Here is a 24,936-nt window from a genome sequence, read left to right as displayed (position 1 = left end):
GGGCAGCCCCGCGCAGCGGGGCCGAGGCCCCTGGTTGGGCCGAGCCGTTTCGATTAGGCCGGCGCCGCCACTGCGCACACGCCTGGAACGCGTCAATAGAGACACCCTGCGCCAGCAACAACACCGCTAGCTACTGAACTACGGTACTTAACCGAAGAACCAATAGCACACCGCAATGGCGGCAAGAACACCTGCGAGGTCTGCGATCAATGCGCAACTGATGGCGTGGCGGGTGCGCAGGATGCCTACGGAGCCGAAGTAGACGGCGAGTACGTAGAAGGTGGTTTCCGTGCTGCCTTGCATGACGGCGGCGAGGAGGGCGGGGAAGCTGTCTACGCCAAAGTGCGTCATGGTTTCCAGCATCATGGCGCGGGCGGCGCTGCCGGAAAAGGGTTTGACGAGCGCGGTGGGGAGGGCATCGACAAAGCGGGTGTCCCAGTTGGCGGCGTGTGCCAGCCATCGGATGCCGTCCAGGACGAGGTCGAGAGCGCCCGAGGCGCGCAGGACGCCTACGGCGCATAGCATGGCGACCAAGTAGGGCAGCAGGCTTTTGGCGACGTCGAACCCTTCTTTGGCGCCGGTGATAAAGGTCTCGTATACCGGGACGCGTTTGTACGCGCCGACGATCAGGAATGCCAACAGGATGCCGAATAGCGTCAGGTTGCCCATGAGTGACGAGAGGCTGGCAATGGCGGCGGTGGACATGCTGGCGAGCAGTGCCATGAAAGCGCCTAGCAGCAGAGCGATGCCGCCTAGCCAGGCGAGAGCGACGGGATCATGGAGCTTGAGGCGTTGGCAGGCGGCGACGGCGAGCAAGCCGGCTAGTGTGGAAGCGCTGGTGGCCAGCAGAATGGGCAGAAAAACGAGCGTGGGGTCGGGGGCGCCTTGCTGGGCGCGAAACATGAATAGCGTGACGGGCAGCAGCGTCAGCGACGAGGCGTTGAGGACGAGGAACAGGATTTGCGCATTGGTCGCCGTGTCGGGTTTGGTGTTGAGGCTCTGCAGCTCGCGCATGGCACGCAGGCCGATGGGGGTGGCGGCGTTGTCCAGGCCCAGGCCATTGGCGGCCATGTTCAGTGTGATGAGGCCGATGGCGGGGTGATTGCGGGGGACCTCAGGCATCAGGCGCGCAAACAGGGGGCCCAGCAGGCTGGCCAGTTTTTCAACCAGGCCGGCGGCTTCGGCGATGCGCAGAAAGCCCAGCCACAGGGTGAGCGTGCCGAACAGCAGCACCATGACTTCGACCGATATGCGCGCCATATCGAACAGGCTGGCGACGACTTGGCGGAATACGTCGGGGTCGCCGATGAATAGCCAGCGGTACGAGGCGGCCGCGGCAGCGGCAAGAAAGAAACCCAACCAGAGTTTATTGAGCATGGCAGAAAGCAAAGACAGCGAGAAAAGGCCAGTCGCGGCGAGGCCCATTGTCGCAGACTTGGCATCATCAGGGATGTGCGGGGCGAGGCAATTCTGTTAACTTGGTTCTGTACGCGCACTTCATTCATACAAGGCTGCATATGGATTTCAATGCTTGGCGTCGTCGCCGTATCTCTGACCCCGCCTTTCGGTGGGCCCGCAAGGCTATGCCCGGTCTGTCCGATACCGAGCGCGAGGCGATCGAGGCCGGCGACGTCTGGTGGGACGCGGATCTGTTTACGGGAAATCCCGACTGGAACAAGTTGCTTGCGGTGCCGCAGGCTACGCTAACGCCTGCCGAGCAGCAGTTCCTGGATGGCCCAGTGGCGCAGCTGTGTGCCATGCTCGACGAGTGGGATATCACCTGGAATCGCGGTGATCTGCCCGAGCAGGTGTGGCAGTTCATGCGCGACCAACGTTTCTTCGGCATGATCATCCCGACTTCGTACGGGGGGCTGGGGTTCTCGCCGTACGCTCATTCCGAGGTGGTGCGACGGATTTCGGCCTATTCCGGGACGGCCGGGGTCACGGTGATGGTGCCTAATTCTCTGGGGCCCGGCGAGTTGCTGATGCAATTCGGTACGCCAGAGCAGCGCGATTATTGGTTGCCGCGCCTGGCCGATGGCACGGAGGTGCCGTGCTTTGGGTTGACCAGTCCCGAGGCGGGTTCGGATGCGGCATCGATGACCGACTCCGGCGTGGTCTGCCGGCAAGAGGTCGATGGACAAGAGGTGATCGGCATACGCTTGAACTGGCACAAGCGTTACATCACGCTGGGGCCGGTGGCGACGGTGCTGGGCCTGGCGTTCAAGCTGCAAGATCCGGAGGGGTTGCTGGGTGGTCCGGTCGATGTCGGTATTTCGGTGGCGCTGGTGCCGACGAATACACCGGGCGTCACGATCGGGCGTCGTCATCTGCCAGCCATGCAGGTGTTCCAGAATGGTCCGAATCAGGGCAAGGATGTTTTTCTTCCCCTGGATGCCTTGATTGGCGGGCCGGCCAAGGCAGGGCACGGTTGGCAGATGCTGATGAGCGCCCTGGCCGCGGGTCGGGGTATTTCTTTGCCTTCGTTGTCGGCCGCGGCGGCGGTGTACTGCGCACATGTGACGGGTATGTATGCCCGTGTGCGTCAGCAATTCGGGATCGCGGTGGGGCGCTTTGAGGGCGTCCAGGAAAAGCTGGGGCGTTTGGCGGGTAATGCCTATCTGGTCGAGGCGGCGCGTCGATTGACGTGCGCGGCATTGAACCAGGGGCACAAGCCCGCTGTGGTGTCGGCGATCATGAAATACCATGCGACAGAACGCATGCGCGTCGCGGTCGATGATGCGATGGATGTGCATGGGGGCAAGGCCGTGATTGACGGGCCGTCGAATTACTTGAGCCCGCTGTATCGGTCCGTGCCGATTGCGATCACCGTCGAGGGCGCCAATATCCTGACGCGTTGCCTGATCATCTTTGGCCAGGGGGCGATTCGTGCACACCCTTTTATGATGAAAGAGGTGTTGGCGGTAGGCGACGAGGACGAAGATCGTGGCGCGCAGGCGTTCCATGAGGTGTTCTGGAAGCACATCGCGCATAGCGCCAAGAACGGTTTGCGCGCCTGGGGACGGGCCTGGACGGGTGGACTGCTGGCGCGTTCGCCATCCCGTGGGCCTATTGCTCGCCAGTATCGTCGGCTGAGTCGCTATGCCTCGGCGTTTGCGTTGGTGGCGGATGCCGCCTTGGGCACGTTGGGTGGGGCCCTGAAACGTCGCGAGATGTTGTCGGCCCGCTTGGGCGATATTCTGTCCGAGCTCTATTTGCTGTCCGCTGTCCTGAAGCGCTGGGAAGACGAAGGGCGGTGTCAGGCAGATCTGCCGTTGGTGCAGTGGTGCATGGACGACGGCTGCGCCCAACTCGAAACACGTTTTGATCAGGTGCTGGCGAATCTGCCGTCACGGCCGGTGGCGTGGGTGTTGCGGGCCCTGGTGTTGCCTGTGCGCCTGAATCGCGGCCCTAGTGATGCCCTGACCCGAGAGTGCGCCGATTTGCTGTTGTCGCCGTCTGCGACACGTGACCGGTTGACCGCTGATTTACAGCGTGGCGAGGGTGATGATGGGGTGGCTCAGTTGGAGCGGGCATTTAGCCTGGTCCATGCGGTGCAGCCCCTGCACGATCGCTTGCGTCGCGAAGGTGTGCGTGATTGGCGCGAGGCGCAGCGAGGCGGCGCGATCACGGACGAGCAAGCCCGTCAGCTCGAGGCGGCGGAGGTCGCTGTTCAGCACGTCGTGGCGGTCGATGATTTCGCGCCCGGGGCGTTTGCGCGTCAGTCCGCTTAGCGCGTTGTGCTTGCCTGCGCCTCAGGTGCAGACGTGATGGACATTCGGGTATTTGGCGTCGGCTTCCGGCTCTGTGATTTTGCGCAGCAAGTAGAGCAGCGCGACCCGCTCGGCATCATTGAGCGGGCCAAATGTTTCTTCGGTAATGATCCGGGCAAAAGGCTGCATTTCGGTGACGAGTTGGTCACCCGTTTCGGTCAGTGTCACCATGACCTTGCGTCGATCCGTTGAGTCGGCGCGTAGCGTGATGAGATCGCGGTTCTTGAGGCGGTCGACGACGCCGCGGATGGTGGCCTGATCGATTACCGTTGCCTTGACCAGGTTGGCGATCGAGGCGGGGCCGTCATCTTTGAGCGCGCACATGACTACGAATTGCGCGACCGTCAGTTTGGAATCCGGAATGAACTGCTGAAAAAGCGCGGTGTGTCGTTGATAGGCGCGGCGCAGCAGGTGCCCGACCTGCGAAGAAAACAGGTAAGACGACGTGTCTTCTTTGGCGGGGTTATCCGGTGATGGCTGTCGTTGGGGCGAGGGCATTTTCATGGGTACGAGGGGGCTGATGCAAGGCTAGGCGCAGTGTCTCGGGAGTATACGGGGGAGCGCACAAGCGTCGTCCCGTCGCGTCGAATAAGGCATTGGCCACCGCGGGCGCACAGGGCAGCGACGCCGACTCACCGACTCCGAGTGGCGGCTCTTCTTGGCGCGGCATCAGCAGTACGTCAACCTTGGGTAGATCACGGAAAGTCAGGATGGGGTAGGTGCCCCATTCGCGACTGGTCACCCCTTGCGGTCCAAATGAGACATGCTCGAGCAGCGTGCGGCTTAGCGCCTGAATGATATTGCCGTGAACCTGGTGTCGAACGCCTTGCGGGTTGATCATCATGCCGGCATCGTGGCCGACCACCACGCGCGTGACGCGCAGACGCCCGCTTAAGGGGTCGACCTGCACGTCGACGATCCATGTTGCCCACGAGGCGCCGAAGCCCGGGAACTTGCTGTGCACGTAGCGTGCGTACGCGACGCCGCGGCCATGCAATAAGCCGTCTTGTCCGGGAATGCCTCGACTGCCGGTGGCGTTAGTCTGCCAGCGTGCACGCGCTGCGGTGGCAACCAGTAAATCGCGGGCGCGCGTATCGTCCAGATGACGCAGGCGATAGTCGATGGGATCTGCGCCCGCGTGGTGGGCGAGCTCGTCGATCATGCATTCGTGCGCATAGGCATTCGGCAATGCCGATACGCCGCGCAGCCACGATGCGCGCATCAAGGGTGCCATGTCGTGGCAGACGATATTCAGGCTCGGATACCGGTAGGGCGGCATCGCGGTGCGATCACCCATTTGCAAGGTACGGGGGTGATTGGAGATGCTGCCGGTCAACAGCAATGCGAGTAGCGGCGCGTCGTTGGAGGGATAGCGCACCCCGAAATCGTAGGCCAGCAGATTGCCTTGCGGATCAATCGCCGCCTGCACGTCGATCAGTTGCGCCGTACCCTTGGGCTCCCATTGGTGTTCTTGCTCGCGCGTGAGTTGTACGCGGACCGGGGCGCCCACGGCCATTGCCAGTAGCGCCGCATCACCACAGACATCGTCGGCGCAATTCCGGCCATAACAGCCAGCCGCCTCGAGACGCACGATTTCAATATTGCCTTCACCCAGATTGAGCAGGCGATCAATATCGGTGCGCAGCATGTGCGGGTTTTGGGTGCCGGACCAGAGGGTGAGCCGGTGCTCGGTGTAGTCTGCCACCGCACAGGACGGACCAATGGAACCATGCATCTGATAGGGCCAGACGTAGGTTCGCCGGACGCTGCGGCCAGCGTTGGCGTGTGCGGCTTGCGTCAGCGCGTGGCCGGGTTGCCCCTGACTGTGCAGGGGGCGGGGCTCAGAGGGGTGGGCGCGTATCGCTGCCTCCAGATCACTCAGATCTGGCGCGGGCGGGATGTCCTTCCAACGGACCTTCAGGGCTCGCATCGCGGCAATCGCTTGTTCTTCGCGGTCGGCCACCACGCCCACGAAATCCCCTCGCACGACAACCTGTACCCGGCCCGGCAGATGGGCAATAGAGGACTCGTCGACGGCCACCAGGCTGTTGCCCACAAAGTCGCCGCCATCGCGACCGGGGTAGGGCGGGCGGATAACGCGGCCATGCCGCATGCCGGGCACGCGCACATCGTGGACGTATGTGAGGGTGCCGGTCGCTTTGGCGGGAATGTCGACGCGGGCCTGTGGCTGGCCCACGAGCTGATATTCGGAGGCCGGCTTGAGGGGGGCGTTTTCGGACAGGGGCAGATGATCGTGTCTGCCTCGGAGGAGTTCCCCATAGTGCAGGCTGCGAGCATCTGCGGGGTTTTTGAAGACGATGGCACCTGCGCGTGCCTGTAATACATCAACGGGAACGCGCCAGGTTTGCGCTGCCAGGCGACGTAGATGCTCGCGTGCCTGGGCGGCGGCGCGACGCAGCGGTACGGCCGAAATCTGGATGGATGCGCTGGCAATGGTGGGGCCTTGATTGGGCGATGCCTCGGTGTGGCCCAGCACCATGTCGAGTTGCCCGAAAGGGATCTCAAGCTCCTCGGCCACGATTTGCGCCAGCGCGGTGCGTATCCCCGTGCCGAGATCGACGTGCCCGTTAAACGCCATCGCGCGCCAGCCGCTGGCGATCTCGGGGGCGTCCTGGATCGCGATAAAGATTTCCGGCGTGGCCGGGACGTAGTCGGTCGGCGCACCGGGTTGACCCGGGGCGGGCTTGGGAGGCGCGACCGGATGGCGAATGATCAGCAGCACACCGCTCTGATTGAGTAACCCGTCGTGCAGAGATTTCGGCTGGGGCAGGCTCATCCGAATTAGCTTAGCCCGACAGGGCCTCGATGTCGATCAGGGCCTGGCTCAGCGGCATGACCGCTGCGTATTTCTGTGCCATGTCGAACAGATTGGCGTCATGCGGGCCGAGTGCCCGATCGCCCACGCAGTCCGAGACCACCAGGGGGCGGAAGCCGGCCTGCATGGCATCAACCACGCTGGCGCGAACACAGCCGCTGGTGACACACCCCGCGATCACCAGGGTCTGTACACCGCGCTGGCTCAACCACGGTGCCAGCATCGTGCCATAGAAGGCCGAGGGCGTGCTTTTGCGCACCACGTACTCCCCGGAGGCCGGTGCGAGTTCGGGCACGATGGCGCTGGCCGCGCTGTCCTCTTTGAGCGTGAGCATGCCGGGGACTTTCAGGCAAAAAATATTCTGGTCGGCATCATCGTCCGCGAACACGATGCGGCTGTGTGCGATCGGCCAACCTTGCTGGCGTGCATGAGCAAGCAGATGCGTCGTCTGGTCGATTGCTTGCGGGATGTTGCCCCCGCCGAAGACCGCTGGATCCGCGAATCCGTTAACGAAATCAATGATCAGCAGGCCAAATGGCGCCTTCAGGGGCAATGGTGTGCCAAAGCCCTGCCGTGCGTAGGCCGAGACGTCGCCCTGGACGCCGTCCGTGGAAATGTGTTGGGCGGAGAGTGTGCTCAATTGACGATTCCTGCGAGTTGGCTCAGTCGCTCGGCGCGGGCGAGCCCTTCTTTGTCTTGCACGATGCCATCGATGACAGTCGGCGTGCCGTCAAGCGTGACGGTGCATCGGCGCATCGGAATGTCGATGTGGCACGCCGTGGTGCGGTTGCCGCCGGCCTCGTTGTTGGGTCCCATGGACCAGAGGAAGTTGCCCTCGAATGCGCGTGCGTCCATGCCGATATGCGACTCTTTGTCGTAGTGGGCCAGCATCGACCAATGCGCGCGGGGCTGCAGACCCCAACCCACATGCGATACGGCGTAAGCCTCGGGGTCTTCGTAAGAGGCCATGTACTCGCGCAGGATGTCCGCCTGCAGGCCGCCTTCGATCGCGGTAACGAAGCCGTTGCGGATCGTGAGCTGGATGGGATCGTTGACGTATTCTTTGAGCGGCAACAGGATATCGCCGCGATCCAGCACGACAACGCCCTGGCTCTGGCCTTCGTCGGGCCAGGTCAGTACGAAACCGCTGGGCCAATGATCCCATCGGCCAGGCTGGTCGACAAAGCCGTATTCGCAGATGACGGGGAACTCGCCCAGCTTGCAACGCAGGTCGGTGCCCGCCTTGGATGAAATATGGATTTCGCGGGCGGCCTCAATGAGTCTGGAGGCGTTGATGACCCGTGTGCGATCGGCCTCGGTGGGGACGAGGCGGCACAGCACTTCAGGGGGCTCGACCGCCAGCAGGATTTTCGTACCGGCGCTCAGGATGTCGTGTTGCTCGGGCGAGAACAACAAGGTCATGAGATCCAGCACCAAGTCGCTGGCCTTGAGCGCCGCGATGGCGGCGGGGTTGCCCGTCAGCGGAGTGGTACCGAGATAGGCCAGCGAGTCGCGCGAGAGCGATTTCTCGGCGTTGATCGGCGGCAGGTCCAGGCGATTGACCCGCGCACCGAGGTCGCTGGCCGCGGCGATCGCGCAGCGCAAGGTTTGCGGATGGGTGTCGGCGCCGGTCAGTACGGTGACTGTCTGGCCGGCTTCGAGCCTGGACAGGGTGAGGACCTGTTTCCAGGCTTGAATCAGATCAATATCGCTCACGGACATGGCGAACTCCGGTTGGCTAGAGGGACAAGAGACCAAGGTGCCGGCGTGGCACCCGGTGGGCGTCAGGTCAGGGGGTGCCCCAGAAAATCGCCAAAGGCGGCGTAGAAGCCGTCCTCGTTGTCCCAGGGAATCATGTGCCCCGCGCCGGGCACGCGCACAGATTGCGTTTGCGGTGCGAGGGTTTGCCATTCGGCGACATCGCCATCGTTGACGACATCGCCGCGCTCGGCCGTTATCAGCAGCAGCGGGATCTTGATTTGAGGCAAGTCGGCATGGATATCATCGCGGCCAAAATCCTCGAAGCTCTGCACGATGGCAGGTTCGTAGCAGGTGTGCAGCCATTGGGCGCGCAGCCGCAATTGATCATCGGTCCAGGTGGGGCAAAACGCGCGCATGGCCTCGGCGTCCATACCCTGCGTGGCCTGGCGGATGGAGTCGACGTACCACGGCAGTTTGGCGGGATAGGCGCGGCGGCCGGGCCCGGAGACGGGGGGATCCACGGCAACCACTCGCACGAGCCCCGCGGGCTGAGAGCGCGCGGCGCGGACCGCGATGCGTGCACCCATCGAGTGGCCGATCAGTGCGTAGCGCTGCAGTCCTAGCGCCTCCGCAAAGGCGGTGACGTCGGCAGCCTGGGCATCAAGACCGTAATCCAGACCGGGGCCCGATTCGGACAAACCGCGGCCACGAACGTCGAGCACATAGGTATCGAAATGGATGCCGAGTCGTTCGGCGACAAAGCCCCAGGTCACCGCCGGGCTGGTGATACCGGGAATGAGCACGATGGCAGGGCGTTGCGCGCGTGCGCCGTCGTTGCCGCCATAGCGCAGATAGTGTTGGCGGATACCGTTAGCGTGGACATGCGCGCCGTAGAGATAGGTCGATGGCATGAGGCTTTTTCTCGCAGAATGTTTTGAAAAAATACAGCGTAGACACTCAATATATAGAAATAAAACGCGCCCCGCAATGCTCGATATTCATAGGTGAAAAATGAGAAAAATCTAGGGAAAATACCTAGATAGATTCGGTTTTATTTCCTTGTCAGTAGTCTTTCTTGTCTGTAAATTTTAAAAAAAGAAGCGTATACGCTTTAAATTCACGACTCGGAACGACCTGCCGATCTTGCGATTGGTAGCGAGAAATTTTGATTGCCAGGAGAGTTTTCTGTATGTCCGCACAACCTCGAATTGCCGTGATCGGTGCCGGTCTTGGAGGAGCGGCCGCGGCCTCGCTGCTCGCTAAAGAAGGGTTCAATGTTCGTGTCTATGACCAGTCTCCCGTTTTTTCGCGCCTGGGGGCAGGGATCCACGTCGGCCCCAACGTCATGAAGATCCTGCGTCGCATTGGCGTCGAGGATGCACTTAACGAACAAGGTTCGCATCCGGAGTACTGGCACAGCCGTCATTGGCAAACGGGCGATGTGCTGGCACAGATTCCCCTGGGTGACTACGCCGTCAAGGAATACGGCGCCAGCTACCTGACAGTGCATCGGGGTGACTTCCATGCGCTGCTGATCGATGCGTTGCCCGACGGCATACTGACCTTTGACAAGCATCTCACGCAGGTCGAAGACCTGGGCCACGTGGTGCGCATGCATTTTGCCGATGGCACCGTCGAGGAAGCCGATCTGGTGATTGGCGCCGACGGTGTCAATTCGCGCATCCGCGAAGAACTGCTGGGTGTCGAGCCGCCGAAATACGCGGGTTATCTGGCGCATCGCGCCGTGTTTCCGACACCCGACGTCAAGGCCGGTATGTTGCCCTTCGATCCCTGCGTGAAGTGGTGGAGCGACGATCGTCACATGATGACGTATTTCGTGACCAGCAAGCAGGATGAACTGTATTACGTGACCGGCGTGCCCGTCGAGCAATGGAATCTCGAAGACCGATGGCTGCCGAGCAGCAAGGAAGAAATGCGAGAGGCATTCGACGGTTGGCATCCCACGGTACAAGCGTTGATCGATTCCACCGTCGAGGTCACCAAGTGGTCCTTGCTGGAGCGTGATCCACTGCCGCTCTGGAGCCGCGGCCGTCTGGTGTTGTTGGGTGATGCGTGTCACCCCATGAAACCGCACATGGCGCAGGGGGCGGCCATGGCCATCGAAGACGCCGCGATGTTGACGCGCTGTTTCAAGGAGGTGGGTGCGAGCAATTATCAGTTGGCCTTTGATTTGTATGAGGCCAACCGCGCAGAGCGCGCGAGCAAGGTTCAGCGTATTTCGCACGATAATACGTGGTTGCGCACCAACGAAGATCCTTCCTGGTGCTTTGGCTATGACGTATTCAATGTGCCGCTGGTTGATCCGTTGCCCACAGCGCAAAAAACGTAAGGCCATTGGCACTCACTGAGCGGCGACCCTCATGCACAGCAGCGTTTCCACGACGCCTCATCCCGTCAGTTCGTCTGTCTTTCGTTTGTCCGTTAACGGATGCGAGCGAGAGCTACACGCGGACCCGGGGACGCCGTTGCTGCTCGTGCTGCGCAATGATCTCGCCTTGAACGGCCCCAAGTATGGTTGCGGGTTGGGTGAGTGCGGGGCGTGCACCGTGCTGATTGATGGAGTCGCTGCGCGGTCTTGCGTGATCCCGGCGCGTGGCGCTGTGGGTCGCGAGATCACGACCCTCGAAGGTCTTGGCGATATTCATTGCCCAGGCCCCACTCAACAGGCATTCATCGACTGTCAGGCGGCGCAATGTGGATACTGTCTCAACGGAATGATTATGACTGTCGAGGCACTGTTGCGACGTCAGCCGTATCCGTCTGAGGCCACGCTGCGAGAAGAGTTGAGTCACAACTTGTGCCGTTGTGGCACGCACCTCGAAATCCTGCAGGCGGCACACCAGGCGGTGGCATTGCGTGCGGCCGCGACCGCGCAAAGCCCGACTGAAGGTGGGGAGCCGTGAGCGGCCCCGCATTGCCTGATGTTCTCGCCTCGCAGCGGTTCGCCCAGCCGCCGACCATTCCTGGCGGCGTATTGCATGGCGCCGTGTTGCGCCCGCCCTGCATGCTTTGGGACGGACGGCGCTATGGTGGTGCGCGTCTGCAAACAGTCGATATGGCGCGTGCGCAGGCGTTGCCTGGCGTCGTTCAGGTGGTGACTCAAGTGCATTTTGTCGGGGTGGTGGCGGTATCGGCCATCCTGGCACGACAGGCGCTGGACGGGCTGGGCGCGTGTTGGCAGTCGCCGCCGTCGTCGGCACAGTATGCTGCGGCCGCAGAAGATGCGTCTGCCGTCGAGACGGCGCTGGATGGGGCCGCATCGGATGACACTGCACCGACTGAGGCAGCACCTTATGTTTGGCACGTGGCCGAGCATTCGGTGACTGAAGGGCTCGGCGTGACTGTCTGGTGCACAAGCAGTCATGCGACAGTTTGGGCACCTTGTCCCGCATCGTACCGGTCGGTTTTGCAAGAAGACCTCGGACGTTTGCTGTCGCTGCCCGGACATCGAATCACACTCGTGGATATCGATCCGGGCCGATCGCTGGACCTCCATATCCTGGACGTATTGGATGCCGTTGCGGACGCGGTACTGCTCTCGCGTGCGGCAGCACAGCCTGTGCACGTCGCCATTCAGCGGGACCCGGTGCCTGGCGATATTGTCCTGAGTCCTGACGCGCCTGTGGCGTACGAGATCGAGGGCGATGCGACAGCACCCCCGCGGTTGCTGTCGAGCCAGCCATGGGGATTACGGCCCAGTAGGGCGCGACTGCTCAGCCAGCCCACGCAGGCAGATCCCGTCGCGGCACCCCGGGTGCAGGGTATCAACCCAATTCGACAGGTTGCTGCGGATGCCGCGTCGCCGCTGACGCAGGCGTGCATCGCCGAATTCGAGGCGATGCACGTGTTTGCGCAGGAGAGTCTGCTGGACGAACAAGCCGCTCGCCTGGGCATCGATCCGTTGGCGCACCGACTGGCGCAATTGCCGGCCGGGCCGGGGCGTGCGTTAACAGAAAGAATGGTCGAACAGGCGAGTTGGCAGGCATTGCCACCGCAAGAGCAAGCACAACGAGCCGTGGCCCGGCGAGACCATGGCGCCGAGACGGGGCTGCGCGGTCGAGGTTATGCGGCCGCGCATGTGCGCGACGAGCACGCGGATGGCAGTACGACCGATACTTGGAGTGCCTGGGTCGTCGAGGTCGAAGTCATGCCGGCAACGGGCACTGTGGACGTGACGCGCCTGGTGGTGGGGCACGACAGTCAGTCCTTGCAACAGGCGCGGCAGGCCGCTATTCATGATCAACATCCTCAGCTACTGGACGCCGCCCGTCGATTGCTGGCAGCGCCCTCACAGTTCGATGACTGGGGTGCGACGGCTGCGCAGAGGACGTCATCGTCGGGCAGCCAGGCGGCATCGCATGATCTGATGCCTGTGCAGGGTGCCGATCAGAACACGGGGTTGACCAGGCGGGTCGAACAGGGGCAATTGGCGCTGGACGGCGTCGTCACCCTGCCGGCCGCCGCGGCCATTGCGAATGCCATTTTTGATGCAACGGGCGTGCGTCTGCGCCAGGTGCCTTTCAACACCGAGCACCTGCGCGACGCGTTGGCGGCGCCGGGCGCACCGTCGTCGCCCGCTCGCCGTTGGTGGCGACGCGGCGGCCTGTGGTTGGCGGCGGGCGCAAGCACCGTGGCCGGGTTGATGACGATGGCTTGGCCCGTTAAACCGGCCATCGCGCCGACCACCGGACCGGATGTGTCGCTGTATTCTGCTGCGGCCATCGAGCGAGGGCGTCTGGTCGCCGCCGCGGGGGACTGCGTGGTGTGCCATACCGCGCCGGGCGGCAAGGAGAACGCGGGTGGATTGGGGTTGGACACGCCTTTTGGCACGATCTACACGACCAACATCACCCCCGACAACGAGACCGGGATCGGTCAGTGGTCGTACCGCGCCTTTGAGCGCGCCATGCGCGAGGGTGTGCATCGCGACGGCCGTCAACTCTATCCCGCATTTCCCTATACCGCTTTTGCCAAGATCACGGATGCGGATATGCAGGCGTTGTATGCCTATATGATGGTACAGCCGCCCGTACGCAGCGAGCCGCCCAAGACGGCGTTGGCATTTCCGTATAACGTGCGGCCCGCCATGGCGGGCTGGAACCTGCTGTTTCACGACAATCGCGTATACGAACCCGACCCCACACAAACGCTGGCGTGGAATCGTGGCGCTTATCTGGTGCAAGGGGTGGGACACTGCGCGGCGTGCCATTCGCCACGCAACGCGCTGGGGGCAGAGAAGACCGGTGTCCAGAATTATTTGGCGGGCGGCGAGGCCGAAGGCTGGGCGGCCCCGGCCCTCGATCAATTGGCGACCGGCAAAGTCCCCTGGACGTCTGACGAATTGTTCCAGTACCTGCGTACCGGCTACTCGGCCAATCACGGCGTAGCGGCGGGGCCGATGGCGCCTGTTATTCACGGATTGGCCGAGCTGCCCGAGAGTGACGTGCGCGCCATCGGTACGTATCTGTTGAACCTGCCTGGTAGTCCGGTCGCGCGCACCTCATCGGGGGAGGGGAATGCCCCTGCGCCTGCCATCAACGCATTGACGTCTGATCTGACGCCTGCGAGAACGCCTGAATCAACGCCCAAATTAACGTCTGAATCAACGCCAGCGTCGGCGTTAAGCCTTGCGGCGTTGACGCCAGCCGTATCCTCGACGCAACGTCTGTTCGAAGGGCATGCCCAGGGCGAGCGCATTTATCAGAATGCCTGTGCGGTTTGTCACGAAGCGGCGGCCGGTCCGACCTTATTTGGCGTAAAACCTTTATTGGCGACGAATACGAATTTGCACGCTGCGACGCCAGACAATTTAGTGCAAGTCATCCTGCATGGCATTCAGACTCCGGCCAACGATGATCTGGGTTATATGCCAGGATTCAAGGATAGCCTGGACGATCAGCAGGTGCAGAATTTAGTGGGTTATCTGCGGGCGCGCTTTGCGCCACAAGAGTCTGAATGGGCCGATAGTATGGCGGTGATCGGTCGGATACGGAGTCAATCCCAATGAATCGGCGATTCGTCGACGCACGCGATTGATTTTTAGTTGCGCGAAAGCGCATAAAAAGCAACGGCAAACCTCGTAGGAGTAGCCATGGCAGCATCAACAATAACGATTGAACAAGGGTTGAATACAGTCGGCGTCGGGAAATTCCAGTACAGGCTCTTCGTGATATTCGGGCTCGTCTGGATGGCCGACGCCATGCAAGTGTTGTCGATCGGATTCAGTGCACCGTCGATCGCAAAGACCTTTGGCATCACCATCCCTCAAGCCTTGCAAACAGGCACTCTGTTTTTTATCGGCATGATGATTGGCGCTTTTGCTTTCGGCCGTTTAGCTGATCGCATTGGCCGGCGCCCCGTCTTGATGATGGCCGTGATCCTGGATGCGCTGGCAGGGGTTGCATCGGCCTTCTCGCCTGATATGACATGGCTGCTGATTTTGCGGTTCCTGGCCGGTGTCGGTGTGGGCGGTACGCTGCCCGTGGATTACACGATGATGGCCGAGTTCCTGCCGCCGCAGCGTCGTGGCCGTTGGCTCGTGTGGCTGGAATCATTCTGGGCAGTAGGCACGATCTTGCTGGCCATCCTGGCGTTGTATGCCAGCGCGTACGGTGACGATGCATGGCGAATTATCTTCTTCGTCACCGGGATTCCGGCGATCATCGGTGTGGTGTTGCGCTTCTATGTGCCTGAATCGCCGCTGTATCTCAACAAGAGCGGCAAATCGGACCAGGCGCGGCAGGTCCTGGAGCGGGTGGCCAAGACGAACGGCAACAATGTTCAGCTCGCCGCGATCGAGCCTCAAGTCATGGAGCGCAAGTCGGTGTTGGCCCTGTTTGGCTCGGGTCTGGCACGACGCAGTATTGCGCTGCTTGCCGCATGGATGCTGATCTCGATCGCGTACTACGGGGTCTTTGTCTATCTGCCGGTGAAGCTGTCCGGGCAGGGCCTGGGCTTCATGCGAGGTCAGGAGTTCCTGATCGTGCTGGCCCTGGCTCAATTGCCCGGATTCGCCCTGTCGGCTTATGCCGTGGAGCGCTACGGCCGCAAACCCACGCTGATCGGCTTCTTGTTGCTCAGCGCCGTGGGTTGCCTGCTATATAGCCTGGGGACCTCGGTTCCCCTGATTGTGGGCTCGACGTTGCTGATGAGCTTCGCTCTGCTGGGTACTTGGGGCGCGTTGTACGCCTTTACGCCTGAGGTGTATCCCACGAATTTGCGCGCCAGCGGGATGGGGTTGGCAGGTGCCGTTGCCCGTCTTGGCGGGCTGTTTGCGCCCGCGCTGATTGCGCCGATCATGGCAACGCAGTTCACCGCGTCATTGTTCGTGCTCTCGGGGATGCTGGTTGCCGGCGCCGTGGCGATCAAGCTGGTCGATGTCGAGTCCAGGAATCGCGCGCTGGATTAAGCACGTCTGAAGCAAGAAGCGCCAGGCATTGTGGTCGATGCCCGGCGCTTCTTTTTCGAGTCTACCTTCAGTGGGCGATAACATTCGAGCCGCGCGGCAAAGAATCCTTAAGCGAAATCGCCGTTTTCTTCAGCGCAGCGACAAACAATTGTGCATGCCGGGATAAAGGGGTGTTGTTAGGTAATAGCAATTGCGCTTTGACCGACATGCGTGGCTCAAACCGGATAGTGACCACCCCCTGGTTGCGACCTGTCAGTAGATAAAACGGATCGATGATGGCGACCCCAGCGCCGGATCGAGCCAGCGAGTAGGCGACTGCAGTCAGGGTGACCCCCAACGCAATTTTGCGTTTGACACCGGCGATTCGATAGCTTTCTTCGATCAATGCCCCTAGCGGCAGGTTCTTGTCGAAGGATATCAGCGGATAGGGTTCCAGATCATGAGGCGTGACGACCGATAGCTTTGCCAGTGGGCAATTTTCGGGAACGACGCAGACGAGCTCTGCTTCGCATAGGTCAGTCAGGCGGCCTTCGATCATGCGTCCGTCCTGGCTTAAGGGCGAGAGCACAATGCCAAAATCCACCCGTTCCTGAAAAACGCAGTCAGATACGCTGACATTGTCGGTAGCAATGACTGACACCTGAATCTGTGGCCACTCTTGGCGAAACCTGAAGCTGGTAGGCGCCAATAGATTCTCTGCAACGGTCGGCACGGTAGAAATCTGCACCGACCCTTCGGTCAACTCGCGCATGTCCTCTACCCGGCGATTGACTCGAGCAATACTGTCGAACGCGCGATTCAATTCGCTCATGATTTCCAGCGTTTCGCGCGTGGCGTGCAGACGTCCCCGTTTGCGCACGAAGAAGGGAAAACCCGCGTGCAATGCGCATTCGCGCAGCATCAAACTGATGGCCGGCTGAGAGATGCCCAGCGCGGAAGCGGCTTCGCCCACACTGCCGTAACGATGCACGGCACGTATGACCTCCATTTGGCGTACGGTCAAATGCATGGTGTCCCCTTTGGTGGACTTTGTTCTATTTCCGCAGGTTTCGTACAGTGCTTTCGCTTTGCGGATACTGATTTGGTACATCAGTGCAGCGTTGATTGAACATAAGTCTAGCTTATCTTTGAATTAGTCCACTTCCATTGTTTTTGCGCCCGACGGCTTTTACAGTCGTTGCCTGGGACAGGTGTTGACGACAACGATAGAAACAACGCTCAGCACTGGATCCACTGCAAGATGACATAAGGAGCAAACGCATGAAAATTGTGGCAGTCGAGTCTTCGGTGGTTTCCGTGCCGTTCGACATGGGAGGTCCTCATTGTCGTTTCGCGGGGAAGTTATGGGACAAGCTGGAAATCTTGCTTGTTCGCGTCGAAACCGACGACGGCCTGGTGGGGTGGGGGGAGGCGTTCGGCCATGCTGCGATCCCGGCGACACGCGCCGCGCTGGACACTATCGTGGCGCCGCTGGTGATCGGAAAAAATGCCGGAGACATTTCGGCGTTGACACGAGAAGTACTGCATTCCACGCATTTACTGGGTCGCAATAGCAGCTTTGTCTATGCATGGTCGGGAATCGAAATTGCCCTGTGGGATTTGCTGGGCAAGCGTGCCGGTTTACCGATATATCAGTTATTGGGTAACAGCAGCCGTACCACATTGGAGAGCTACTCCAGCCTGCTGGCTTATGGTGATGCGACGATCGCTGCCCGTAATACGCGTGCAGCGGCCGACGCAGGGTTTCGTTATGTCAAACTGCATGAAACCACTCGTGAAGCCCTGCTGCATGCTCAGTCGGCCGTCGCGGGCATGGACGTTCAGATCATGCTGGATGTCAATTGTCCGTGGGATGTGCCCGACGCTTTGGATAAAGCGCGCAGTATGCGCGATGACGGAATGTATTGGCTTGAAGAGCCTGTATGGCCGCCGGAGGACGCCCGTGGTCTTGCTCGAGTACGTGAATGCGGGATCCCCATTGCAGCGGGCGAAAATGTGGCGGGCCTGCAGGGCTTTCGTACGTTGTTAGAGGCAGGTGCGATTGACATCGCCCAACCCAGCGTGACGAAAATCGGCGGCATTGGCGAGGTGATGCGCATCGCGGCTTTATGTGCCGCGCATGGGGTTCGTGTGATTCCTCACTCTCCCTACTTCGGGCCGGGTTTCATTGCGACGCTACATATTGGCGCGGCCCTGCCTCAGTCGCCCTTGATCGAAGTGCTATGGATGGATATGGAGGCGAATCCCTTTGCCCCTTATGTTCACGCAGTTAACGGCATGCTGAGCGTTCCACAGGGGCCGGGGCTGGGGTGTGACCCGAACGAGGAAATCATGACACGTTATCGCATCGGATCCGTGCATCGCATTACGACGGCGGAGGCTTACGCATGAAGGTCGTCAAACTGGAAACGCGCCCAATCGTCGTGGCACTGAAAGATCCGATCATTAGCGCGCTGGGACCGATTTCAAGCTGCGGCGTCGTGCTCATCAGGCTGCATACGAGTGATGGCGTGGTGGGCGAGAATTTGGTGTTTACGCTGAATAATCGACGTACACGCGTACTGCACAGCATGGTCGACGAACTGGCCGATCTGGTTGTTGGCCAGGATGCGGGCCACATCGCCGGGTTTTGGGCGCGGGCCTGGAAGGACATGAATTTCTTCGGGCAGAAAGGTATCCCGGTGATGGGCATATCTGCCATCGATGGCGCATTATGGGACGCGGCCGCCAAGTCGGCGGGCCTGCCTTTATATCGGATGCTGGGTGGGGCACAGGATCGAGTCCCCGTCTATCACAGCGGCGGTTTGTGGTTACATCGCAGTGTCGATCAACTCGCGCATGATGCACAGGAAATGGTGCAGCAGGGGTTTAACGCGGTGAAGATGCGGTTAGGGTCTCCAGATCCTGCCGTGGACGTGCAGCGAGTACGCGCGGTGCGCGAGGCTATCGGTCCGCATGTGAAGCTCATGGCGGACGCGAATCAGGGATTGACCGAGACGCAGGCGATACGACTGGGGCGGATGCTCGAAGAGTATCAGTTAGCGTGGTTCGAGGAGCCCTTGCCCGCCTGGGATCTTGAAGGGCTGGCCCGTGTATCGGCGGCACTGGATACCCCCATCGCCAGTGGCGAGACGGAATACGCGCGATATGGATTTCGTCGCATGATCGAGCTTCGTAGTGCTGATGTATTGATGCCGGATTTGCAGCGATCGGGCGGGGTGTCGGAGTTTATGCGTGTTAGCCAGATGGCCGCAGCCTACGATATCCCGGTTTCAAGTCATTTGTTTCCCGAAATGAGCATTCAGGTATTGGGGGCGCTGAGCAATGCGCTATTCCTGGAATACATGCCGTGGTTCTCTGACCTTTATCAGGAACGATTGGAGTTTGACGCGGGGTTCGCGATCGTGCCGGAACGCCCGGGATGGGGGTTTACCTTTGATCTAGATCGGATTGCCCATCTAGAAGAAAAAACCCAGTAGTGTCGGCCGAGGAGGGTAGACAGGGATACCCGCACCGTCCTCGGATCACAATATCTAGGAGACAAAAATGTCAGTTTCTCGCCGTGATTTTGTATTGGGTGCCGCAGGTGCATTGGGCGCCTCCGCATTAGGGATGCCAGCATTGTCCCTGGCCGCGACGGAAGACATCAAAATAGGCTGGCTAGCGGCCCTGACAGGGCCGAGTTCGGCACCTGGTGTGGGTTTCAACCGTGGCGTGGAGTTTGCCGCCCAGGCGATTAATGCCGCGGGCGGGGTAAAAGGGCGCAAACTCGTGATCGTCACACGCGATACCCAGGGTGATCCAACGAAAGCCGTGAACGCCGTGCAGGAGATGATCAATTCGCAGAAGGTACACGCGATTTGGGGGCCGACGAACTCGGGAGAATCGCTGGCCGTTACGCCTATTATGGCGCGAGCCAAAATGCCGAATATTCATCCTTGCGTTATTGATCGTCTGATTAATACGGATAAGTACCCCAATGCCTTTCGACTCGCGCCGTCAAATTCGCAATGGGACGATGCTTGCCGGGATTATTGCCTGAAGGTACAAAAATTCTCAAAAATCGCAGTGATTGGCGACACCACAGGTTATGGCGTTAGCGCAACCAAGGCGTGCGTGGCGAATTTCAAGAAGGACGGGGCGGAAGTCGTGTATTCGACAAATATCGACGCGACACAAACCGACATGTCGCCCGATATGACGCGCGCTCGTGACGCAGGGGCCGAAGTGATTGTGGTTTGGAGTGTATCCACGGGTATGGAGGCGCGATTATTCAATACCCGCGCGAATATGGGTTGGGATGTGGCATTTGTCGGCCATCCCTCAATGGCATCGGGAGAGCTGCGCACGTTGATCGAAAAGCCGGAAAACTGGGACAAGGTCTATGCGATTGGCTATAAGAGCGCCAGTTACGATGCCGATGGAAAGCTACCCACCCATTCGCAAGAGTTCGTGGACATGGTCAAAGGCAAGGTCACGCTGGAGGACACCTTGTATTGGTGGGTGTCAGCGGGCTATGACGCTATTGCGTTGGTGGCCAAAGCGGTAGAGACAACCGGGTCGTCGCAAGCCAAGGACATTATCGAATATTGGAACAGCCTGAAGGCTTACCCCGGATATTTCGGAAACTATACGTACTCGTCCACGCAGCATGATGGCTATCCCACACAGGAAGTCGTCATGTCCGAGGCCAAATCTGCGCGTGACGGCACGTTTGCACTGGCGCCGGGATACCAATAACGATAGGGAGGAGCAATCATGCTGGCTTCTATCATCAGCTCTGGCCTGGCCGTTGGCGCGGTTTACGCGCTGATCGGTATCACGTACAACACGATGTATTCTACTTCCCGAGTGATGAGTTTCACCGCAGGGCAATTGGGAATGCTGGGTGGTGTTTTTGGCTCCTTGTTCATGCTGCGTCTGGGCTTGCCCGGACCGGTGGCATTTGTACTCACTCTGGCAGTGTGTGCCTTGGTCGGAGTGATTACCGAGTTTGTCGCCGTCAGGCCTGTATTGAAAAGCCTGGACCAGCACTTATACGTGTTGTCTACGTTGGCGTTGGCGTTGATGATCCAGCAGGTAACTGCGATTAAGTGGGGAACAGAGCCTCAACCGTTTCCAAAGTTGCTTGCCTGGGGCTCGGGCCCCCTGGACCAGCGATTTTGGTTGCCGGTTGTTGCATGCGTGGTGGTAGTGCTCGCATTGGAGTATTTGTATCGGCGCACACTGGTCGGCTTGGCATTTCTGGCCGTGGCGGAGAATAACTTTGCGGCGCGATCTATCGGACTGCCTGAACGGCGGCTACGTGTCATTAGCTATGCGCTGGCAGGCGTGATTGGCGGCGTGGCCGGTTTCGCGTCGGGGCAATTGCTGCTGGCGTTTTTTGCTAATGGACCGTTATTGAATTTCTACGGGTTCGTGCCTGTGGCATTGGGGGGGCTGGGAAATAATCGTGGCGCCTTGGTGGGGGGATTGGCCCTGGGCCTATTCCAGCAGACCGCGAACTTTACCGTGGGCGGCGTGTTCGCATCGATAGCGGTATTCGTGCTGTTCATTGTGGTGTTGATGTTAGTGCCGCAGGGTATTTTTGGCTCCAATACCGCTCGGAGGGTTTGATGACTGCTCAAGCAAATATATCCGCTGCCATGGCGTTACGCTCGCCTGCGAGTTCGTCCTTCTGGGTTCGAGTTCTTCCCTTTGCCTTGTTGTTGGTGGCGGCGCTCGCATTGCCGACTCTTGGTGATACGTATTGGACGGTCATTGCGACGCGCGCCGCGGTTTATTGGGTACTGGTGTCCGGCCTGAATTTGATCGTGGGGTACGCAGGCCAATTGGCGATCGGCTATGTTGCCTTGCTGACGATAGGCGCGTATACCACTAGTGTGCTCGTCGAAGGTAATGTCTCTGAACCGTGGGGGCCCTTCTCTGCGCTGATCGCCGCGGGCGCTATCGGGGGTTTTTTTGGTTTGGTCGTAGGCTTGCCGGCGTTGCGGCTGCGCACATTTTATTTTGCGATGGCCACGCTGGGGTTTGCCACTATCGTTACGCAGATTGCTTTGGCTTGGGAGTCTGTCACGGGCGGTGGAATAGGGGTTCCCGGGCCGATGATGCCCGCGCCGTTCAACTCTGACACTGGCCTTTATTACTTGTGCATTGGGGTCGCCACGGTAGCCACGATATTGACGGCAAATGTTGCTCACAGTCGTTTTGGCCGGGGCTTGATTGCAATTCGCGATGCGGAAGTCGCGGCTGAGGCTTACGGCATATCCAAACCCAAGTTGCTGGCGATGGTGTTCGTGCTGGCCGGCGCACTGGCAGGTGTGGCGGGAGGTTTGTTTAGTTCGCTGCAAACTTACATTACGCCAGAAGCGTTTACGTTCGAGCTGTCGGTACTATTTTTTATCTCCATTTTGATAGGCGGGCGCAGTTCTATTTTGGGCCCATTGTTGGGGACCTTGATCTTGACCGTTCTGCCAGAGATTGCGGCGCCATTAGCGGCGTGGTCCAATTTCCTGTATGCGCTGTTGCTGCTGGTGATTGTGCTGGCAATCCCGGGTGGTATTGCGTCACTGCTGGATTTTGGCGGGCGTAGTCCGTTGCCGGCCGATCGTCGTATCCGGCCAGAGTTGGATGCGGTGCATCAGATTTTGGCCGAGGTGCCACAAGGCGGGGGCATCTCCTTGAAAGATCTGCATCTGTCGTTTGGTGGCGTGAAAGCGATTAATGGTGTTGATTTGCAGATCAAGGCCGGGCAGGTACATGGATTGATTGGACCCAACGGCAGTGGAAAAACGACCATGTTGAATGTGATCTCCGGGTACTACCGCCCACAAGCGGGTAGCCTGATGGAAGACGGCACAGAGTTGCCAGTCGGCAAACCGTTGCAGCGTGCCAAACGGGCGTTTGCGCGTACGTTTCAGACACCACGCATGGTGGGTGATACGTCGGTGCTAAAGAACGTCATGGCGGGCGGTTACACCCGTGCAAATGGCACGTTCCTGGAGGCCATGTTTCTGTCCGGCAGGCATCGCAAGGACGAACGTAGATTGCGCACGATGGCGGAGCTGGCGCTGCGGGCAGTCGGCTTGTCCCATATGGCGCATGTCCGCGCGGACCGCCTGCAGCACAGTGAATTGCGTTTTGTAGAGATTGCCCGTGCCCTGATGCTGCAGCCCCGCTACTTGTTGTTGGATGAGCCGGCGGCAGGTTTGACGGGAGACGAGATCAAGCGGCTCGGGGCAATCATTAAAGAAATCAGCCATTGTGGAACGGCCGTGTTGCTGGTTGAGCATCATGCGGATCTGATTTTTGATATCTGTGATCATGTGACAGTATTGAATCTGGGAACCGTGTTGGCCAGTGGTACACCACAAGAAATTCGATCGCACAAGGAGGTGGTGAGTGCATACCTCGGCGCATGAAGATTTACTGCAAGTGCAACGGCTGAATGCCGGTTACGGAAAAATCCAGATATTGCATGATGTGGATATGGCCATGAGGCCTGGAGAAATCGTCGCTTTGCTGGGTCCGAATGGGGCAGGGAAAAGCACGTTGATGCGCGCTATTTCGGGCTTGTTGCCTTGGATGTCGGGCGATGTGCGGTTTGACGGCAAAAGTCTTCATCGCGCTTCGCCGCGAGATGCCGCCAAATTGGGGTTGGTGCATGTGATCGAGGGCCATCATGTGTTCACTCAACTGTCTGTACAGGACAATCTGGCGCTGGCTGGATACGACATTGCTCGTGCTGAGCGACAGCAACGGATCCAGGATGCACTGGCTTTTTTCCCGGAGATAGCGCAAAAGCGCCATGACCGAGCCGGCGCACTCAGTGGTGGCCAGCAACAGATGCTGGTGGTGGCGCAAGGCCTGGTAAAGCGGCCTCGGCTATTGATTCTGGATGAACCGTCAGCGGGCTTGTCGCCCGTGTTGGTTGACCGGGTGTTCGAGGTGGCAGCCCGGTTACGAGACGAGGGGACATCGGTGCTGCTGGTCGAGCAGCTCGTGGAAAAATCTCTCGCGTTGGCGGATCGCGTTTACGCCATGGCCCACGGGGAGATTGTGTTGCAGGCGGACACGAACGAATCTAATCTGCAAGGCCGTCTGGAAGAGGCCTATTTTGGCCAGCATGCTTGAGACAAAACCATGAACTCAATACGCAACGCCCTCGCGCCAGATTCGTTGTGGCGCGTCAGTTCCCGCTATCCTGATCCGCGCGTGCAGTCACTGGATGCCCGTTTTGATCGATATCGATTGTTTCATGCCGCGGTGGAAATGTTGGCATCGGGTTCACGCTGGGCGGAAGGCCCGGTGTGGTTTGGCGATGGTCGGTATTTGCTGTACAGCGACATTCCGAATAATCGCATGCTTCGTTATGACGATACGTCGGGATGCGTTACCGTATTTCGGGAACCTTGCGGCAATGCGAACGGGAATACGCGTGACCGTCAGGGGCGGTTGATTACCTGCGAGCACGCCACTCGCCGTGTGACGCGTACTGCCTATGACGGAACGATCGAGGTGCTTGCCGACCGCTACGAAGGCAAGCGTCTGAATTCGCCAAATGACGTGGTGGTGAAGTCAGATGGATCCATTTGGTTTACGGATCCCCCCTTTGGCTTGAGTAGCGATTATGAGGGTTACTGCGCGAAGCAAGAGCTTCCGGAGCGTGTATATCGTATCGATCCTGAGGGCCATATCACGGTAGTGGCTGACGATATTTCGGGACCGAATGGTTTGTGCTTTAGCCCTGATGAAAGTCTGCTATATGTCGTGGCGTCGCGGGCAAGGCCCAATCGCACGATTCGAGTGTACCGGGTGTCGGGCGCAACGTTGTCAGACGGGCGTGATTTCATTGACTGCGGTCCCGGCACGGCCGATGGTTTGCGCTGTGACGTCGATGGAAATCTGTGGTGCGGCTGGGGAATGGGGACGGAGGCGTTGGACGGTGTGCGCGTGTTCGCTTCTGACGCCACACCGATAGGCCATATTCACTTGCCGGAGCGCTGCGCGAATGTGTGCTTTGGCGGAGAGAAGGGGAATCGCTTGTTTATGGCGGCAGGCAAAGGCCTGTACAGCCTGTATGTCAACACGCGAGGCGCCGTTTGAGGGTAGTGGCGCCGATCCTCCGGCCCAAAGGACAGAGGAGATTCATTACGTCGGCGGCCAGGACGTGAATAACGGCGCCCCCGCCGCTGTCG

The 24,936-nt window shown here is 59.9% G+C and carries 19 protein-coding genes; 12 read left to right on the top strand and 7 right to left on the bottom strand.

Annotated elements, in window-relative coordinates; all coding sequences use genetic code 11:
• Positions 1 to 147: 147 nt before the first annotated feature.
• The gene (locus tag ACNAZS_RS26590) at positions 148 to 1,377 is read right to left on the bottom strand and encodes a nucleoside recognition domain-containing protein (RefSeq protein ID WP_415793610.1); all 1,230 of its coding nucleotides are present in this window, start codon (positions 1,375 to 1,377) and stop codon (positions 148 to 150) included.
• 122 nt (positions 1,378 to 1,499) lie between these two features.
• Here ACNAZS_RS26590 and ACNAZS_RS26585 point away from each other — a divergent pair, with 122 nt between their 5' ends.
• Positions 1,500 to 3,734, top strand: coding sequence for an acyl-CoA dehydrogenase (locus ACNAZS_RS26585; RefSeq protein ID WP_415793613.1), 2,235 nt, complete (start codon positions 1,500 to 1,502; stop codon positions 3,732 to 3,734).
• Positions 3,735 to 3,755: 21 nt separating this feature from the next.
• Here ACNAZS_RS26585 and ACNAZS_RS26580 read toward each other — a convergent pair whose 3' ends face one another.
• From ACNAZS_RS26580 to ACNAZS_RS26560, 5 genes are all read right to left on the bottom strand, one after another.
• Positions 3,756 to 4,271: a MarR family winged helix-turn-helix transcriptional regulator gene (locus tag ACNAZS_RS26580; RefSeq protein WP_415793609.1), complete on the bottom strand. Its 516-nt coding sequence runs from the start codon at positions 4,269 to 4,271 to the stop codon at positions 3,756 to 3,758.
• Complete coding sequence (locus ACNAZS_RS26575; RefSeq protein ID WP_415793608.1) at positions 4,237 to 6,570, bottom strand: xanthine dehydrogenase family protein molybdopterin-binding subunit; 2,334 nt, start codon at positions 6,568 to 6,570, stop codon at positions 4,237 to 4,239. The genes ACNAZS_RS26580 and ACNAZS_RS26575 overlap by 35 nt, the downstream gene beginning before the upstream one ends.
• Positions 6,571 to 6,580: 10 nt before the next feature.
• Positions 6,581 to 7,249: an isochorismatase family protein gene (locus tag ACNAZS_RS26570; RefSeq protein ID WP_415793607.1), complete on the bottom strand. Its 669-nt coding sequence runs from the start codon at positions 7,247 to 7,249 to the stop codon at positions 6,581 to 6,583.
• Positions 7,246 to 8,331 carry a M29 family metallopeptidase gene (locus ACNAZS_RS26565; RefSeq protein WP_415793606.1) on the bottom strand — a complete coding sequence of 362 codons (1,086 nt, stop codon included), beginning with the start codon at positions 8,329 to 8,331 and terminating at the stop codon, positions 7,246 to 7,248. The genes ACNAZS_RS26570 and ACNAZS_RS26565 overlap by 4 nt, the downstream gene beginning before the upstream one ends.
• Positions 8,332 to 8,393: 62 nt before the next feature.
• Positions 8,394 to 9,221, bottom strand: coding sequence for an alpha/beta fold hydrolase (locus tag ACNAZS_RS26560; RefSeq protein WP_415793604.1), 828 nt, complete (start codon positions 9,219 to 9,221; stop codon positions 8,394 to 8,396).
• 278 nt (positions 9,222 to 9,499) lie between these two features.
• Here ACNAZS_RS26560 and ACNAZS_RS26555 point away from each other — a divergent pair, with 278 nt between their 5' ends.
• The 4 genes from ACNAZS_RS26555 (at position 9,500) to ACNAZS_RS26540 (ending at position 15,739) form a co-directional block, all read left to right on the top strand.
• The gene (locus ACNAZS_RS26555; protein WP_415793603.1) at positions 9,500 to 10,660 is read left to right on the top strand and encodes an FAD-dependent monooxygenase; all 1,161 of its coding nucleotides are present in this window, start codon (positions 9,500 to 9,502) and stop codon (positions 10,658 to 10,660) included.
• Positions 10,661 to 10,691: 31 nt separating this feature from the next.
• Positions 10,692 to 11,234 carry a (2Fe-2S)-binding protein gene (locus ACNAZS_RS26550; protein WP_415793602.1) on the top strand — a complete coding sequence of 181 codons (543 nt, stop codon included), beginning with the start codon at positions 10,692 to 10,694 and terminating at the stop codon, positions 11,232 to 11,234.
• Between the two features lie 101 nt (positions 11,235 to 11,335).
• Complete coding sequence (locus tag ACNAZS_RS26545) at positions 11,336 to 14,338, top strand: c-type cytochrome (protein WP_415793612.1); 3,003 nt, start codon at positions 11,336 to 11,338, stop codon at positions 14,336 to 14,338.
• A gap of 84 nt (positions 14,339 to 14,422) precedes the next feature.
• Complete coding sequence (locus ACNAZS_RS26540) at positions 14,423 to 15,739, top strand: MFS transporter (protein ID WP_415793601.1); 1,317 nt, start codon at positions 14,423 to 14,425, stop codon at positions 15,737 to 15,739.
• Positions 15,740 to 15,806: 67 nt separating this feature from the next.
• Here the strand turns inward: ACNAZS_RS26540 and ACNAZS_RS26535 are convergent, their stop codons facing one another.
• Positions 15,807 to 16,748, bottom strand: a complete 942-nt coding sequence (locus ACNAZS_RS26535) for a LysR substrate-binding domain-containing protein (protein WP_415793600.1) — start codon at positions 16,746 to 16,748, stop codon at positions 15,807 to 15,809.
• Positions 16,749 to 16,999: 251 nt separating this feature from the next.
• On the opposite strand from ACNAZS_RS26535, the gene ACNAZS_RS26530 reads away from it, so the two are divergent.
• The 7 genes from ACNAZS_RS26530 to ACNAZS_RS26500 all read left to right on the top strand — a co-directional run bounded on the left by ACNAZS_RS26530 (position 17,000) and on the right by ACNAZS_RS26500 (position 24,844).
• Entirely contained in the window at positions 17,000 to 18,130 is a 1,131-nt protein-coding gene (locus ACNAZS_RS26530) for a mandelate racemase/muconate lactonizing enzyme family protein (protein WP_415793599.1), read from the top strand.
• The gene (locus ACNAZS_RS26525; protein ID WP_415793597.1) at positions 18,127 to 19,218 is read left to right on the top strand and encodes a mandelate racemase/muconate lactonizing enzyme family protein; all 1,092 of its coding nucleotides are present in this window, start codon (positions 18,127 to 18,129) and stop codon (positions 19,216 to 19,218) included. Before ACNAZS_RS26530 ends, ACNAZS_RS26525 begins: the two co-directional genes overlap by 4 nt.
• Before the next feature lie 67 nt (positions 19,219 to 19,285).
• The gene (locus tag ACNAZS_RS26520; RefSeq protein ID WP_415793595.1) at positions 19,286 to 20,479 is read left to right on the top strand and encodes an ABC transporter substrate-binding protein; all 1,194 of its coding nucleotides are present in this window, start codon (positions 19,286 to 19,288) and stop codon (positions 20,477 to 20,479) included.
• Positions 20,480 to 20,497: 18 nt separating this feature from the next.
• Positions 20,498 to 21,355 carry a branched-chain amino acid ABC transporter permease gene (locus tag ACNAZS_RS26515; RefSeq protein WP_415793593.1) on the top strand — a complete coding sequence of 286 codons (858 nt, stop codon included), beginning with the start codon at positions 20,498 to 20,500 and terminating at the stop codon, positions 21,353 to 21,355.
• Entirely contained in the window at positions 21,355 to 23,160 is a 1,806-nt protein-coding gene (locus ACNAZS_RS26510) for a branched-chain amino acid ABC transporter ATP-binding protein/permease (RefSeq protein WP_415793591.1), read from the top strand. The genes ACNAZS_RS26515 and ACNAZS_RS26510 overlap by 1 nt, the downstream gene beginning before the upstream one ends.
• Positions 23,141 to 23,872, top strand: a complete 732-nt coding sequence (locus tag ACNAZS_RS26505) for an ABC transporter ATP-binding protein (protein WP_415793590.1) — start codon at positions 23,141 to 23,143, stop codon at positions 23,870 to 23,872. Before ACNAZS_RS26510 ends, ACNAZS_RS26505 begins: the two co-directional genes overlap by 20 nt.
• Positions 23,873 to 23,881: 9 nt before the next feature.
• Complete coding sequence (locus ACNAZS_RS26500) at positions 23,882 to 24,844, top strand: SMP-30/gluconolactonase/LRE family protein (protein WP_415793589.1); 963 nt, start codon at positions 23,882 to 23,884, stop codon at positions 24,842 to 24,844.
• Positions 24,845 to 24,936: the final 92 nt, after the last annotated feature.

It is taken from the genome of Bordetella tumulicola (genome assembly GCF_965138755.1).
GTDB classification, from domain to species: Bacteria; Pseudomonadota; Gammaproteobacteria; order Burkholderiales; family Burkholderiaceae_B; genus Bordetella_A; species Bordetella_A tumulicola.
This window is presented reverse-complemented; position numbering and strand designations above follow the sequence as displayed.

Excerpts from the sequence above, each read along its gene's own strand:
- ACNAZS_RS26590 (WP_415793610.1), bottom strand. The coding sequence starts at position 1,377 with ATGCTCAATAAACTCTGGTTGGGTTTCTTTCTTGCCGCTGCCGCGGCC.
- ACNAZS_RS26580 (WP_415793609.1), bottom strand. The coding sequence starts at position 4,271 with ATGCCCTCGCCCCAACGACAGCCATCACCGGATAACCCCGCCAAAGAA.
- ACNAZS_RS26575 (WP_415793608.1), bottom strand. The coding sequence starts at position 6,570 with ATGAGCCTGCCCCAGCCGAAATCTCTGCACGACGGGTTACTCAATCAG.
- ACNAZS_RS26565 (WP_415793606.1), bottom strand. The coding sequence starts at position 8,331 with ATGTCCGTGAGCGATATTGATCTGATTCAAGCCTGGAAACAGGTCCTC.
- ACNAZS_RS26560 (WP_415793604.1), bottom strand. The coding sequence starts at position 9,221 with ATGCCATCGACCTATCTCTACGGCGCGCATGTCCACGCTAACGGTATC.
- ACNAZS_RS26555 (WP_415793603.1), top strand. The coding sequence starts at position 9,500 with ATGTCCGCACAACCTCGAATTGCCGTGATCGGTGCCGGTCTTGGAGGA.
- ACNAZS_RS26550 (WP_415793602.1), top strand. The coding sequence starts at position 10,692 with ATGCACAGCAGCGTTTCCACGACGCCTCATCCCGTCAGTTCGTCTGTC.
- ACNAZS_RS26545 (WP_415793612.1), top strand. The coding sequence starts at position 11,336 with ATGCTTTGGGACGGACGGCGCTATGGTGGTGCGCGTCTGCAAACAGTC.
- ACNAZS_RS26540 (WP_415793601.1), top strand. The coding sequence starts at position 14,423 with ATGGCAGCATCAACAATAACGATTGAACAAGGGTTGAATACAGTCGGC.
- ACNAZS_RS26535 (WP_415793600.1), bottom strand. The coding sequence starts at position 16,748 with ATGCATTTGACCGTACGCCAAATGGAGGTCATACGTGCCGTGCATCGT.
- ACNAZS_RS26530 (WP_415793599.1), top strand. The coding sequence starts at position 17,000 with ATGAAAATTGTGGCAGTCGAGTCTTCGGTGGTTTCCGTGCCGTTCGAC.
- ACNAZS_RS26525 (WP_415793597.1), top strand. The coding sequence starts at position 18,127 with ATGAAGGTCGTCAAACTGGAAACGCGCCCAATCGTCGTGGCACTGAAA.
- ACNAZS_RS26520 (WP_415793595.1), top strand. The coding sequence starts at position 19,286 with ATGTCAGTTTCTCGCCGTGATTTTGTATTGGGTGCCGCAGGTGCATTG.
- ACNAZS_RS26515 (WP_415793593.1), top strand. The coding sequence starts at position 20,498 with ATGCTGGCTTCTATCATCAGCTCTGGCCTGGCCGTTGGCGCGGTTTAC.
- ACNAZS_RS26510 (WP_415793591.1), top strand. The coding sequence starts at position 21,355 with ATGACTGCTCAAGCAAATATATCCGCTGCCATGGCGTTACGCTCGCCT.
- ACNAZS_RS26500 (WP_415793589.1), top strand. The coding sequence starts at position 23,882 with ATGAACTCAATACGCAACGCCCTCGCGCCAGATTCGTTGTGGCGCGTC.